Source organism: Massilia orientalis, assembly GCF_030411975.2.
Lineage (GTDB): Bacteria > Pseudomonadota > Gammaproteobacteria > Burkholderiales > Burkholderiaceae_D > Telluria > Telluria orientalis.
Genome location: NZ_JASNRB020000003.1, coordinates 429,545 through 443,387 on the forward strand (window position 1 = coordinate 429,545; position 13,843 = coordinate 443,387).

At 67.4% G+C, this 13,843-nt stretch carries 13 protein-coding genes; 6 read left to right on the forward strand and 7 right to left on the reverse strand.

Annotated features, from left to right (window positions below; translation table 11 throughout):
• Nucleotides 1-24 precede the first annotated feature (24 nt).
• Nucleotides 25-1,392 (forward strand): enolase C-terminal domain-like protein, encoded by a 1,368-nt coding sequence (locus QPK29_RS06145; protein ID WP_371771419.1) that lies wholly within the window; start codon nucleotides 25-27, stop codon nucleotides 1,390-1,392.
• Nucleotides 1,393-1,531: 139 nt separating this feature from the next.
• Here QPK29_RS06145 and QPK29_RS06150 read toward each other — a convergent pair whose 3' ends face one another.
• From QPK29_RS06150 to QPK29_RS06160, 3 genes are all read right to left on the reverse strand, one after another.
• Nucleotides 1,532-3,916 (reverse strand): EAL domain-containing protein, encoded by a 2,385-nt coding sequence (locus QPK29_RS06150; RefSeq protein WP_371771418.1) that lies wholly within the window; start codon nucleotides 3,914-3,916, stop codon nucleotides 1,532-1,534.
• Between the two features lie 169 nt (nucleotides 3,917-4,085).
• Nucleotides 4,086-5,045 carry a chemotaxis protein gene (locus tag QPK29_RS06155; protein ID WP_056133461.1) on the reverse strand — a complete coding sequence of 320 codons (960 nt, stop codon included), beginning with the start codon at nucleotides 5,043-5,045 and terminating at the stop codon, nucleotides 4,086-4,088.
• A gap of 143 nt (nucleotides 5,046-5,188) precedes the next feature.
• Nucleotides 5,189-6,148 (reverse strand): MYG1 family protein, encoded by a 960-nt coding sequence (locus QPK29_RS06160; protein WP_371771417.1) that lies wholly within the window; start codon nucleotides 6,146-6,148, stop codon nucleotides 5,189-5,191.
• 102 nt (nucleotides 6,149-6,250) lie between these two features.
• Between QPK29_RS06160 and QPK29_RS06165 the strand changes: the two genes are divergently transcribed.
• Nucleotides 6,251-7,483, forward strand: a complete 1,233-nt coding sequence (locus QPK29_RS06165) for a cyanophycinase (protein ID WP_371771416.1) — start codon at nucleotides 6,251-6,253, stop codon at nucleotides 7,481-7,483.
• Between the two features lie 99 nt (nucleotides 7,484-7,582).
• Nucleotides 7,583-7,969, forward strand: a complete 387-nt coding sequence (locus QPK29_RS06170) for a hypothetical protein (protein WP_371771415.1) — start codon at nucleotides 7,583-7,585, stop codon at nucleotides 7,967-7,969.
• Here QPK29_RS06170 and QPK29_RS06175 read toward each other — a convergent pair.
• Complete coding sequence (locus QPK29_RS06175; RefSeq protein ID WP_160410490.1) at nucleotides 7,966-8,451, reverse strand: winged helix-turn-helix transcriptional regulator; 486 nt, start codon at nucleotides 8,449-8,451, stop codon at nucleotides 7,966-7,968. The two genes, QPK29_RS06170 and QPK29_RS06175, sit on opposite strands and share 4 nt — an antisense overlap.
• A gap of 106 nt (nucleotides 8,452-8,557) precedes the next feature.
• On the opposite strand from QPK29_RS06175, the gene QPK29_RS06180 reads away from it, so the two are divergent.
• Together QPK29_RS06180 and alr are read left to right on the forward strand one after the other, a co-directional pair.
• Complete coding sequence (locus tag QPK29_RS06180) at nucleotides 8,558-9,862, forward strand: D-amino acid dehydrogenase (RefSeq protein WP_371771414.1); 1,305 nt, start codon at nucleotides 8,558-8,560, stop codon at nucleotides 9,860-9,862.
• Nucleotides 9,859-10,998: an alanine racemase gene (alr, locus tag QPK29_RS06185; RefSeq protein WP_371771413.1), complete on the forward strand. Its 1,140-nt coding sequence runs from the start codon at nucleotides 9,859-9,861 to the stop codon at nucleotides 10,996-10,998. Before QPK29_RS06180 ends, alr begins: the two co-directional genes overlap by 4 nt.
• Nucleotides 10,999-11,011: 13 nt before the next feature.
• Here alr and QPK29_RS06190 read toward each other — a convergent pair whose 3' ends face one another.
• Entirely contained in the window at nucleotides 11,012-12,157 is a 1,146-nt protein-coding gene (locus QPK29_RS06190; protein WP_400189738.1) for a non-reducing end alpha-L-arabinofuranosidase family hydrolase, read from the reverse strand.
• Between the two features lie 36 nt (nucleotides 12,158-12,193).
• Between QPK29_RS06190 and QPK29_RS06195 the strand changes: the two genes are divergently transcribed.
• Nucleotides 12,194-12,424 (forward strand): DUF5808 domain-containing protein, encoded by a 231-nt coding sequence (locus QPK29_RS06195; RefSeq protein ID WP_371771411.1) that lies wholly within the window; start codon nucleotides 12,194-12,196, stop codon nucleotides 12,422-12,424.
• Here the strand turns inward: QPK29_RS06195 and QPK29_RS06200 are convergent.
• Together QPK29_RS06200 and QPK29_RS06205 are read right to left on the reverse strand one after the other, a co-directional pair.
• Nucleotides 12,383-12,994, reverse strand: a complete 612-nt coding sequence (locus tag QPK29_RS06200) for a 2-hydroxychromene-2-carboxylate isomerase (protein ID WP_371771410.1) — start codon at nucleotides 12,992-12,994, stop codon at nucleotides 12,383-12,385. The two genes, QPK29_RS06195 and QPK29_RS06200, sit on opposite strands and share 42 nt — an antisense overlap.
• Nucleotides 12,995-13,006: 12 nt before the next feature.
• Nucleotides 13,007-13,828: a CmcJ/NvfI family oxidoreductase gene (locus QPK29_RS06205; protein ID WP_371771409.1), complete on the reverse strand. Its 822-nt coding sequence runs from the start codon at nucleotides 13,826-13,828 to the stop codon at nucleotides 13,007-13,009.
• Between the last annotated feature and the right edge of the window lie 15 nt (nucleotides 13,829-13,843).

Below are 13,843 nucleotides of genomic sequence, written 5' to 3' on the forward strand. Positions count from 1 at the left end.
CGACATCACCAGGAGACCCATACAATGCCCCTCATCCAGCGCGCCGCCAGCCCGATCATCACCGAAATGCAGGTGATCCCCGTGGCCGGCCGCGACAGCATGCTGCTGAACCTGTGCGGCGCCCACGCGCCCTACTTCACCCGTATCCTCGTCCTGCTGAAGGACAGCGCCGGCAACACCGGCATGGGCGAGGTGCCCGGCTCGAATGGCATCCTGCGCGCGCTGGAGCGGCTCGTGCCGCTCGTGACGGGCACCGAAGTGGCGCGCTACAACCGCACCCTGAACGTGCTGCGCGCGGCGATTTCCGGCGTGAGCCACCAGGTGACGTCGAGCGCCGAGGAAGCCGTCATGAAGCAGCCGCACGAGATCAACCTGCGCCTGGAGAACGTGGTGACGGCCGTGGAGGCGGCGTTGCTGGACCTGCTGGGCCAGCACCTCGCGGTGCCGCTGTGCGAACTGCTCGGCGACGGCCAGCAGCGCACGCATGTGACGATGCTCGCGTACCTGTTCTACATCGGCGACCGCACGCAGACGGATCTGCCGTACGACGGCGACGCCGCCAAGGACGGCTGGTACAAGGTGCGCGACGAAGAAGCGTTGAGCCCCGAGCAGATCGCCGACCTGGCGTCCGCCGCCGTCGACAAATACGGCTTCCGCGACTTCAAGCTGAAAGGCGGCGTGATGCGGCCGGAAGACGAGATCGCGGCGGTGGCCGCCATCAAGCGGCGCTTCCCGGATGCGCGCGCGACGCTGGACCCGAACGGCGCCTGGTCGCTGGCGGAAGCGATCGCCGCGTGCAAGGGCCAGGGCCACGTGCTGTCGTATGCGGAAGACCCGTGCGGTCCGGAGGGCGGTTATTCCGGGCGCGAGATCATGGCCGAATTCAAGCGCGCCACGGGCATCCGCACGGCGACGAACATGGTCGCGACGGACTGGCGCCAGATGGCGCACTCGCACCTGCTGGGCGCCGTCGACATCCCGCTGGCCGACCCGCACTTCTGGACCATGCAGGGTTCCGTGCGCCTCGCGCAGCTGTGCCACGACTGGGGACTGACCTGGGGCTCGCACTCGAACAACCACTTCGACGTGTCGCTCGCGATGTTCACGCACTGCGCCGCCGCGGCGCCGGGCGACATCACGGCCATCGACACGCACTGGATCTGGCAGGAAGGCCGCGAGCGCCTGACGACGGAACCGTTGCAGATCGTGGGCGGCCAGGTCGCGGTGCCGGATGCGCCGGGCCTGGGCATCCAGCCCGACATGGAACGCATCCTCGCCGCGCACGAGTTGTACAAGAAGGTCGCCGGCGGCGCGCGCGACGACGCGATGGCCATGCGCTACCTCGTGCCCGGCTGGCAGTACGACCCGAAGAAGCCGAGCTACGCGCGCTGACGTCGTCGTTCCCGCGAAAGCGGGAACCCATGCTGACTGCTCGAAGTCGATTCTTCGTAGCCAACGAGGCGGAAATGAAGAACGTAGTTGGCATACCCGGCATGGATTCTCGCCTGCGCGGGAAAGACGTTGCGCGGTGTCACGCGGCCTGCGCGCCCGGCACCTCGCACTGCAGGAATTTGTCGAACTCCGCCAGCGCCATCGGCCGCGCGAACAGATAGCCCTGCGCTTCGTCGCAGCGGCAGCCGCGCAGCATCTCCATCATCTCTTCCGTCTCGATGCCTTCCGCGACCACGGTCAGGCCGAGCGCGTGCGCCATGTGGACCAGCGCCGCGACGAATTCGTCGCCGTTGGGGCACTCGTCGAGGAAGAACGAGCGGTCCAGTTTCAGCACGTCGACGGGAAAGCGCTTCAGGTACGACAGGCTCGAATAGCCGGTACCGAAATCGTCCAGCGCCAGCTTCACGCCCAGGCGCTTGAGGCGGTGGAGCACGTCGACGGACTGGTCGATGTCGTCGATCAGCGCGCTCTCCGTCAGCTCCAGTTCCAGTGCGGACGGCGCAAAACCGGATTCGCGCAATGCCTGTTCGACGTCGGCCACGAGCTCCGCCGACCGCAGCTGGCGCGCCGACACGTTCACCGACACGCGCAACTGCGTGCCGTATTGGTCGGACAGGCGCTTGCCGACACGGCAGGCCTCGCGCAGCGCCCAGCGGCCGATCGCCTCGATATGGCCGCGCTCTTCCGCGATCGGGATGAATTCGAGCGGCGACACCTGCCCCAGTTCGGGATGCTTCCAGCGCAGCAGGACTTCCACGCCGCGCAGGCGCCACGTGCGCACGTCGATGCGCGGCTGGTAATACAGTTCGAACTGGCCCAGCTCCAGCGCGCGCCGCAGCGCCGCCTCCACCTGCAGGCGGCGGCGCGCTTCCACGCTCATCTCCGGCTCGAAGAACTGGTACGAGCTCGCGCCCAGCGCCTTCGCCTTGTACATCGCCGTGTCCGCGTTCTGGAACAGCAGCTCCGGCGTGGCGCCGTCCTGGCCCGACAGGCTGATGCCGATAGCCGCGCCCACGCACATCTCCAGCCCGTCGATGTGGAAGGGATTGGTGAGGGTCTCCAGCAGCCGCTGCGCGATGCCGGCGGCGGCGCCGCGGCCCGCGCAATGGGCCGCCACGACGAATTCGTCGCCGCCCAGGCGCGCCACGACGTCGCCCGGACGCAGGCACGATTGCAGGCGCAGGCCCACCTGGCGCAGCAGATGGTCGCCGGCCGCGTGGCCCAATGAATCGTTGACTTCCTTGAAGCGGTTCAGGTCGATGAACAGGACGGTGGTTTCCGCCTGGCCGCGCGCCTGGCCCAGCATCGACCGCAGATGGCCGTTCAGCCACGCGCGGTTGGGCAGGCCCGTGAGGTCGTCGCGCGTGGCCAGCTGCTCCAGCCGCTCCTCGGCGCGCTTGCGGTCGGTGATGTCGTGGAAGAAAACCGACAGTCCCTCCTCGTGCGCATACACGCGCACGCTGAGCCACACGCCTTCCGGTTCGTAGAATGTCTCGAACGCCGCGTTCGAGCGCGTCGCCATCGCCCGCCGGTAGATGACGCCGGTCTCGGTGCCGTCCAGGTCGTTCGCGAGGTCCCACAACACCCTGCCGCCCGAGGTGCCGGGCTCGACCCCGGCGAACACCTCGGCCAGCGTGTTGGCGTACGTGATCTCCCAGTTGCGGTTCACCGAGAAGAAGCCGTCCTCGATGCTTTCCAGGATCGTGCGCAAGCGCGCATGCGCATCCTCGACGCGGTGCAACATCTCCCTTTCGCGCGTGATGTCGCGCGACACGAGGACGGCGCCGAACACGGTGCCCGTGACCGGATCCGTCACTTTGCGCACCTTGGAGCCAAGCTCGACGTAATGACCGTCGCGGTGCCGCTTGCGCACCGCGACCACGTCGGCGATGTCTTCACCGGCGAGGATGCGCGCGAGCGCGGCGCCGGCCGCCGCCTGGTCGTCCGGATGGAGGAACTCGAGGACGCTGCGCCCCACCATCTGCGCCGCGTCCCAGCCCACGACAGTCGTGTATGACGGCGACACGTGGATGTAGCGCCCATCCACGCCGCAGTGCGCGATCAGGTCCATGCTGTGGTCGGCGATGAGGCGGTGCTCCGCCTCGCTGCGCAAGGCGCGGTCGAGCGTGGCCCTGTGCGCGGTGACGTCGGCGAAGGTGCCGGACCATCCCGCGCAGCGGCCGTCCGCATCCACGGTCGGCAGCCCGGACACGACGACCCGGCGCAGGCGGCCATCCATGCCGCGGAGCTCGACTTCATGGCCGAACGCCACGTGCCCGGCCAGCGCATGCGCGACATCGTCCGCCGCCTGGCGGTCCACGACGTACGAACCCACCCAGTCCTGCAGGCGCGTCGCGACGGCGAACGGCGGCAGCGCGCCGGCGCCGTGGTCGACGACCGACGTGCAGACGCCGTCCGTATCCGTGGTCCAGATGCTCGCGATAAACGTTGTGGGGTGTGGCATGGGGATTCTGAAAAGGTGGGAAACAGCATCCTGAGCAGTCATTATGCGACATGACTATTGGCGTAGCACAAGGCCCACGCAAAAACAGCTTGGAGATGTTGCCCCACAACAACTCAGAAGGGCGATGCAGCACGGCGCCGGCGGCGATGCCGGCACCGCGTGAGGAGAACTACTGGCGCAGCAGCGTACGCAGGGTGCGCGACAGGTCCTCGGCCGAGAACTTGGCGACGTAGGCGTCGGCGCGGACATTCTTGACGTGTTCCTCGTTCGTCGTGCCGGACAGCGACGAGTGGATCACGACCGGCATGTTGCCGAAGCGCGCGTTCGACTTGATGTTGCGCGTCAGGGTGAAGCCATCCATTTCCGGCATCTCGAGGTCGGTCAGCACGAGGGCGACCTTGTCGTGCACGGTCTTGCCTTCGGCTTCCGCCGCGGCCGCGATGTGGTTCAGCTGTTCCCAGCATTCCTTGCCGCTCTTCGTCATCACGAATGGCAGGCCCATCGCGTCCAGGCCCTGCTCGATCAGCGCGCGCGCGACGACGGAATCGTCCGCGGCCAGGATCACGGCGCCCGGCTTCAGCTTCATCTTGGCGCCGACGGCCTGTTCGATGTTCTCGGTCTGCGCTTCCGGATTCAGGTTGCGCAGGATCGTCTCGACGTCGAGCACCTGGGCCAGGCGGGCCGGCTGGCCGTCCACCGGTTCGAGGCGCGCGATGCTCGTGACCATGCCGCTGCCGGCGCTCTTTTCGGCCGACATCACCTGCGTCCAGTCGAGGCGCACGATTTCTTCCACGCTCTCGACGGCAAACGCCTGCGTGGTGCGCGCGAATTCCGTCACCAGCATGATGTTCAGGCCGGTCTTGGGCGTGACGCCGGCAATGCCCGGCAGGTCGAGGACCTGGATGATCTGGCCTCGCAGGTTGACCACGCCCAGGACGTGGTCGGGCGCGCCGGCCACCTTGGTGATCGTCGGCATGGCGACGATCTCGCGGATCTTGAAGACGTTAATGCCGAACAGCTCGCTGTGCTCCCCGCTGGCGTCGCCGCCGAGACGGAAAAGCAAAAGCTCGAATTTGTTCGTGCCCGTAAGGTTGCTGCGCTCGTCGACTTCCTGCTGAACCGATTTCATGTCCCATCCCGAAAAAGTTGATTCTTTTGGGAAATTCTAGACGCGAACTGCGTGTCGGTGTAAAGACCAGCAAGAATCTCTGTCACTTTTCGGCGATTTCGCACCAAAAAACCACACACATTTGATGAAATCGTAACGGCTGATCACGCTGTCGAGGCCTGCGCATCCACCTCGCGCAGCGCCTGCCGCGCCATCTCGAGAATGCCTTCGAACGACTTCGCGGCGGCGATGAAGCGGCCGTTGTGGCAGAAACCGGCATCCGCCACGCCGGTGACGGCGGCCAGGTCGGCATCGCGCAGGCCCGCCCAGGCGGCCGGGAGGTCGGCGCGCGCGTCGAAGCTCTCGGCGCTGACGGGCACCGTGTGGATCATGTGGCGCTGCTCGGCCAGGCTGTAGCTGACGACGAACAGCACTTTCGGCATCTCCTTGCGCACGATGGCCGTCCACGGCAGCGCGGCATTTTTCAGATACAGCACGCGGCCGCCTTCGAGCACCTCGGCATGCCGCACCTGCTCCACGGCGAGCTGCGCACCGACGCGGTACTTGACCGCATTGATCATCAGGTCCGTGAGCAGGCCCAGCACGCGCCGGAACTGCTCGTCGCGGTAGGCCTCGGCCGCCGGGCCATAGCCGAGCCGTTGCTCGTCGAGCCAGTTCGGGTTGAAGCCGGAGACGATCGCGGACAGGCCATAGCTGCCCGGCGCGTTGCGGGCCGCGCCCACGTCGGACAGGTCGAGGTATTGCACGACGTCCGCATCGATCGCGTACGCCATCTGCTGGGCGCCCTCCTCCGACAATCGGTGGCCCGCGTGCCGTTCGGCCAGCAGCGCCACGCAGCGCGCGCCGTATTCGCGCCACACGAGGCCGGCGCTGGCATACGGTACGCCGCTCATGCGGGCGCCGTCGAAGCCCTTCTGGTGGTGGTCGAAGCGGCCCGCGGCCGGGTTCCACTCGCCGCCCACGTCGATGGCGACGTCGGCCCGCGCGATGATCGCGGGGTCGCGCGTGCGCACGAGCTCCGCGCCGGGATACAACAACAGCAGCACGGCCACCGCCCATGCATCGTCCGCGTGGAATTTACCGCTGTGGGTCACGATCAACATACTGGCTCCAGTCTGAATGCATACCCGGATGATACCGGCTTTGGCCGCAAGGCCGGGCACGGGTATCATGCTTTGTATTCCCATCCGCATCGAGACGACCCCATGGCGATCCGCTTTCCGACCCTGCCCCTCGCTTTCGTACTGAGCCTCGGCCTGGCGCCGGCCGCCGCGCGCGCGGACGCGCAGGCACCCGCGGGCAGCGCGAAGGGGTCGCTCGTCATCGCGGGCGGCGCGCTGCGGGCCGACAACGCCCCCGTGTGGAAGAAGATCGTCGAGCTCGCCGGCGGACGCGGCGCGCGCATCGCCGTGTTCCCGACGGCGGCAGGCAATCCGGAGCGCTCCGGCCGCCTGACGGCCGAGATCCTGGCCAGCTACGGCGCCCGCCCGTTCGTCGTGCCGCTGGCCGCCAGGCTGGCCGGCACCGACGTGCGCCGGGCCGCCGACGACCCGCAGCTGGCGGCCAGCGTGCGCTCGGCCGGCGGCGCGTTCTTCACGGGCGGCGACCAGGGCCGCATCACGGCCGCGCTGCGCCACGCCGACGGCGGCGCCAGCGCCGTGCTGGACGCGCTGTGGGACCTGTACCGGCGCGGCGGCGTCATCGCGGGCACGAGCGCCGGCGCCGCCATCATGAGCAAGACCATGTTCTACGAAGGCCGCGCTCCGTTGCCCACGCTGCGCGACGGCATCACGGACGGCCGCGACATCGCGCCGGGCCTCGGCTTCATCGGCGACGAGGTGTTCGTCGACCAGCATTTGCTGATCCGCGGCCGCTTCGCCCGCATGCTGCCCGCGATGCTGGCCAAGCACTACAAACTCGGCCTCGGCATCGACGAGAACACGGCGGCCGTGGTCGCGCCGGACCGCTCGATCGCCGTCATCGGCTACAAGGGCGCGCTGCTGCTCGACCTCGGCCAGGCCAGCGTGGACGCCGCGCGCACCGACTTCAACGTCACGGGCGCCCGCATCAGCTACCTCGACAGCGGCGACCGCTACGACCCGGCCAGCGGCCGCTTCACGCCCGGCCCGGACAAGGAAAAAGTCGACCCGGCCGACCCGTCGTACCGCGGCCCGCTGTTCGCCGCCGATATCCTCGGCAACACGGCCGTCGTCGACCTGCTGATGAAGCTGTGCGACAGCGACCAGGCGCGCGCCACGGGCATCGCGTTCGGCGACCCGGCCGGCGCCGCGGCCGACCGCGGCTTCGAATTCACTTTTACGCGCACGCCGGAGAGCGAGGGCTGGACGTCGAACCGGGCCGATACCTATTCGGTGTACCGGGTGCGGATGGACGTGCGGCCGGTGAAGCTGGCGTTGCCGCTGTATCGGGCGGAATGACACGCCGCGCTTGTCGCCGACCCGGGTTCGACCACCCGGTTCAGCGTCCGGGACTTTACGCCGTGTCGAGTACTGATATTTCCATGTGGAAATGTTAGAATGCCGGGGTTCGATCGATTGCGGCGCGCCAGCATCGCGTCACCGCAAGTTTCCCCGGAAGTTCGTATGTCGGTAAAAATTAACGATTCTGATAGCCCCGCCCGCTTCAACTATCTGGTCTGTCTCGACCTCATCGTCGTGGCCTGCATCCTGGTCGTGGCCGGCCGGACGGACGGCCTCGCGATCACGGTCAGCGCGATCATCATCGCCGGGGCCGCGGTCATCTATCGCTGCGCGGTCGGGGTGAAGTCCCATATGTCGGCCAGGCCCGCGCAGCCGCACGCGGATCCAGGCCAGGTGGAGCGCGATTTCGTCGCCCCCACGCCGGTGGAAAGCCCCATCGTGGCCCGCTCCCGGTCGAAGTCGTGGCTGCGCGACGGCGACTAGCGCGCGATCGACACGGCCAGTGTCTCCTTGACCTCTTCCATCACGACGTAACTCTTCGACTGGCCGCCGTCCGCCACATGCAGGATCTCGCCCAGTAATCTGCGGTATTCCGTCATCTCCGGAATGCGCGCCTTGATCAGGTAGTCGAAATCGCCGGACACGAGGTGGCACTCCATCACCTCGGGAATCGCCAGCATCGCCCGGCGGAAGCGCTCGAACGCCTGCTCCGACTTCTGGCGCAGCGTGATTTCCACGAACACGAGGACTTGCAGCCCCAGCGCCCGCGGCGCCACGCGCGCGTGGTAGCCCGCGATGACGCCGTCGCGCTCCATGCGCTTGACCCGCTCGATGCACGGCGTCAGCGACAGGCCGACGCGCTCGGCCAGGTCCTTCATCACGATGCGGCCGTCGTCCTGCAGGATGGAGAGGATGTGCAGGTCGATGCGGTCCAGCACACGGTTCGAGTCTTTTTGCACGCGCATGATTTTTCACTGAAAAGTTGATGGCAAACCGAAACAATTATCGCATTCCTACCACTACAATAAAAACATCTTCTAATTTTAGAATAACAGAGACACAAGGAAAACTATGCGCGTCATCGTACTCGGCAGCGGCGTGGTCGGTGTGACCACAGCTTATTACCTGGCGAAGGCCGGCCACGACGTCACCGTGATCGACCGTCAACCGGGTCCGGCCCTCGAAACCAGCTTCGCCAACGCCGGCCAGATCTCGCCGGGCTATGCGTCGCCGTGGGCGGCGCCGGGCATTCCGCTGAAGGCGTTCAAATGGCTGTTCCAGCGCCACGCGCCGCTGGCGATCCAGCCGGACGGCTCCCTCTTCCAGCTCCAGTGGATGTGGGAAATGTATAAAAACTGCGACGCCGGCCGCTACGCCGTCAACAAGGAACGCATGGTACGCCTGGCCGAATATAGCCGCGATTGCATCCGTGCGCTCCGAGCCGAGACCGGCATTGCCTACGAAGGCCGCCAGCAAGGCACCTTGCAGCTGTTCCGCACGCAGGCCCAGTTCGACGGTGCCGCGAAGGACATCGAGGTGCTGAAACAGGCCGGCGTGGCGTTCGACGTCCTCGGCCGCGAGCAGCTCGCGCAGGCCGAGCCGGCGCTGGCCCACGTGCGCAACAAGCTGGTCGGCGGCCTGCGCCTGCCGAACGACGAGACGGGCGACTGCCAGCTGTTCACGGCGCGGCTCGCGCAAATGGCACGCGACCTCGGCGTGCGCTTCCAGTTCGACACCGCGATCGAGCGCCTCGATATCGCCAATGGCCAGGTCGTCGGCGTGCAGACCAGGAAAGGACAGGAGCGGGGCCGGGTGACGGCGGACCGCTACGTGCTGGCACTGGGCAGCTATTCGCGCCTGCTGCTGAAGGATCAGTTCCGCGTCCCGGTCTACCCGCTCAAGGGCTATTCGATCACGGTGCCGATCGTCGATGCCGCCAGGGCCCCCGTCTCCACGATCCTCGACGAGACCTACAAGATTGCCGTGACCCGCTTCGACGACCGCATCCGGGTCGGCGGCATGGCGGAGATCGCGGGCTACAGCAAGGTGCTGAATCCGCGCCGGCGCGAGACGCTGGAACTCGTCGTGAACGACCTGTTCCCGGGTGGCGGCGACGTGGCGCGCGCCACGTTCTGGACGGGCCTGCGTCCGATGACGCCGGACAGCACCCCGATCGTGGGCGCGACGCCGCTGAAGAACCTGTTCCTCAACACGGGCCACGGCACGCTGGGCTGGACGATGGCGTGCGGCTCGGCCAGCGTCATCGCCGACCTGGTGAGCGGCAAGGTCCCGGCCATCCACGCCGACGACCTCGCCGTGTTCCGCTATGCCGGCACCCGCACCGCGAACGTGCGCGCGGAGCTGGCCAAGGCATGAACGCGGTCGCCCATCCCTCGCACATCGTCGATCCTGGCCATGCGTCCCGTGCCGGCGCCGTCCTGACGATCGACCTGGACGCCATCGCCGCGAATTACCGCCTGCTGGCGGAACGCGCGGCCGGCGCCGTCGTCGCCGGCGTGATGAAGGCCGATGCCTATGGTCTCGGCATGGCGCGCGTGGCGCCCGCGCTCGTGCGCGCGGGCTGCCGCGTGTTCTTCACGGCCCACGTCGACGAAGGCATCCGCCTGCGCGGCATCGTCCCGCCCGGCAGCACCGTCTACGTCCTGCATGGCCCGCCGCCGGGCACCGCCGCCGACTTCCTCGAACACGGCTTGACGCCGGTGCTGAACGACCCGGGCCAGGTGCGCGAATGGAGCGCCCTGTGCGCACGCATCGGCCGCCGTCTCGCGGCCGCGGTGCAGGCCGACAGCGGCATGTCGCGCATGGGCCTCGCGCCCGCCGATCTCGCCGCGCTGGGCGAGCCGCGCGACTGGCTGGCCGCGTTCGACCCGGTCCTGCTGATGAGCCACCTGGCCTGCGCGGACGTGCCGGACCACCCGATGAACGCGCGCCAGCGCCTGCGCTTCGACGCCATCCGCGCGCAGTTCCCCGCCATGCCGGCGAGCCTGGCGAATTCGTCGGCCGTCTTCCTCGGTCCCGATTTTCATTACGACCTCGCGCGCCCGGGCGCCGCGCTGTACGGCATCAACCCGCAGCCGGGCCATGCGAACCCGCTGCGCCAGGCCGTCTCGCTGGATGCGCGCATCGTGCAGGTACGGACGATCGAGGCGGGCGCCGCCGTCGGCTACGGCGCGCGCTACGTGGCGGAGGGCACGCGCCGCATCGCCACCATCGCCATCGGCTACGCGGACGGCTGGCTGCGCGCCCTGTCCGGCCGCGGCAGCGCGTACATCGACGGCGTGCGCGTGCCGGTCGCGGGCACCGTGTCGATGGACAGCATCACGCTGGACGTCACCGGCATTCCGGACGCGCGCCTGCAGCCGGGCATGAGCGTCGAGTTGCTCGGGCCGCACCAGCATGTCGACGACGTCGCGGCGGAGGCCGGGACGATCGGCTACGAAGTGCTGACGCGGCTGGGTGCGCGGTTCGAGCGGCGTTACGTGGGCGGGTAGCCTTTACCCCGGCCTACCGGCGGCAGAGCGCGCTCACCGGATTGCCGCCTTTCGCGGTAATGACACCAAGGCGATACGGCAGCTTGATGTAATCGTCCACGCGCACTGCCGGGTCGTTCCCCTGGAACAGATATTCGAGAGGGCGGCACGGATCGATCGTCATCGTCTGATCCGCATTTGTCCGTATCATTTCACCGTGCGAGATGCCTTCGGACCACAGCCGTTCGACGTTATCGTGGCCGGCGAACGTATTCATCGGCGCGGACGAAAACGGTTCCCATTTTCCGTCCAGGCGATCGCTCTTCCAGATGCGGAAGTAGCGCCCTTTCGGCGAGATCGCCTCCACCAGCGTGATGTACGTAGCCGAATTCGCGATCCGGTAGGTGTTGCTGGCCTCGAATACATCTTCGGTCTTTTCGCTGATCACCGCGACGGTATTGCGGAAGCCGTTCGGGAACTCGCTCAACCCCGTTTCCGAGCGCAGCAAGCGCCCATGGTCATCGGTATTGAACAGATAGCATTTCTTGTCGTCGCAGATCACCCAGAAGTCCAGCCAGCCCTGCCCTTGCGGTGGCTTGATGATGTCCGGAGCAACGGAAAAGAACGGTTTCGGTGCGCTCCACGACATCGGATCGCCGATATCGTCCGACGTCGAATACAGCGGATCGCCGCCCTGGTAGACCAGATACCATTTTTTCTGCGGCGCGAAATAAAACACCTGCGGCGCGGCGCGATAGCCCGGACCCATCGGGGATTTGTCGAGCGGGACGATCTGCGCCGACGCGGCGTCCGTCCATTTGCCGAAGCTCGTGTAAGCGAGCCCCCAGCCCTTGGAGCCGGCGGTCGTCATGAACACATGATATTTGCCGTCCACGTACACGATCGACGGGTCTTTGACACCATAAATCGTCTGGCCTGAAGCCGGTTGAGGCGATATCAGCGGTGCGCTCGACGTCCAGTCGAACGTCGACTTTGCAGGCGCCTGTACGGGCTCGGCGGCGCTGGTCGCCAGCACGGCGGCGAGTGTCGCCCCGAGAATGCACTTCCCAAATCTCATGGTGTTCCTATTGTTGGCACGTTGAATGATGCAGGCAGTCGCGGGAGATTGTATGCTATGGATCGAATGCGAAAAATCGCGGAGATGTATGTTTTCCGCCAATCGTGCCAATGAAATTGTCCGACCGGGGCGGCAGAGATGAAGCAGGACGACATCAATGAGATCGAGTGGCGTAATCCGGCCAACTGGACCTGGCGCGGACCGCTCGGCCTGTATGCCAGCAAGCGCGACACGCGCCTGCTGGTTCCCAAGGCCATGCCGATGATGGGTTGGACGCTCAACTTCGGGCACCCCGGCTGGACCGGCGTCCTGGTTGCCCTCGCGGCCCTAGCGCTCGTCCTCGCGGTGGCGCAGCGCTTGTTCACGTAGCGCGTCCTCGAGCCGGTCGTTCCCCCAGAACATCTCGTCGCCCGCGAAGAACGTGGGCGCACCGAAGATGCCGCGGGCCTGGGCGGCAGCCGAGCGCGCACGGAGTGCGGACTTGCACGCCTCCGACCGCGCCGCCTCGATGACCGCCCCGCCGTCCACGCCAAGGCCGGCCAGGATGGCACCGATGACCGCCTCGTCGCCGATGTCCCGGTCATCCGCGAAATTGGCCAGCATGACCTGCTCGCAGAACGCGAATTCCCACGCCGTCCCCTCCCCCTGCAACGCGACCCGCGCGGCCAGCAGCCCGTTGCGCGGAAAGACGGAAGGCCGCCGCCAGCGCAAGCCGTATCTTGCGCACTGCCGCTCCATGTCGCGCCACACATAGCGCCCCTTGGCCTCCTGCAGCACGAACGGCGACGTCTCCCAACCCTGCGCCTTGAAGATCGGCCCGAGCAGGAATGGCCTGGGCACCACCCGCACACCCGCGGCGGCCGCGAGACCACGAATCCGCATCATGCTCAGGTAGCTGTAATTGCTGCCGAAGTCGAACCAGAATTCGATCGTATCCATGTACGGCTCCTGTCAGTCGAAGATGAGAAGGCAGCGGATCTCGATGCTCTCGCGCGGCGGCGTGCCGGGCGGCGTGTCCGGATGGGCGAACGCGGCGTGCGGCGTGAAGCATGGCATGCCGTCCAGGGAATCATACTGCTTGAACACCAGCACCTCGTCGAACTGCATCGCGGGAAAATACGACCACGCGTGGGCCGGGTTGTGCAGCACTTCGAAGATCTCGCCGGTGCGGGTCGGGTAGACGATGTCCGCGGCCACGAGATCCGACCGCGCCACGGTGCGCGCATCGCAGACCGCCAGCGGCGCGTCCAGCACCGGCAGCCTGGTCGTGCGCCACAGGTTGAGGATCGCATGGCGCGCGGCCGGCCGCAAGCCGTGCGCTTCCATCTCGAGCGCCAGCCTGCGCTGCGCCGACGCCGGCGTGAAGTCGCAGTGGACGCGCGTGGCGGTGCCGGGACGCTGGCCGTCGCGCGCGCCGAACGGCGTCAGGGTGCCGGGATCGCGCCGGCGTACGAGATGATCGAACACGATGGCGCGGCGCGCGCCGGTGACGGCCCGCGCCAGCGCCTCCATCTCGCGGTAGTACACGCGCTCGATGGCGTCGCGGCCGGCGAACGACGGCATCGCGCTCGGAGCGCTGCACAGCTGGAAGCCCTCGCGGTCGAGCGCGGGCGGCTCGGCGGCGGCGCGGCCGTCGCGGATCGTCACGGGCATGGCTGCGTAATCGCCGGTGTCCCATGCATGCCCGCCGGGCGGCGCGAACATCCAGGTGACGGGTTTGCGGTCTGCGCTTTGCAGGTACTCGAGTGTCGCGTCGACGGTGGCGGGATGCATGCCGGGTCCTTGGAT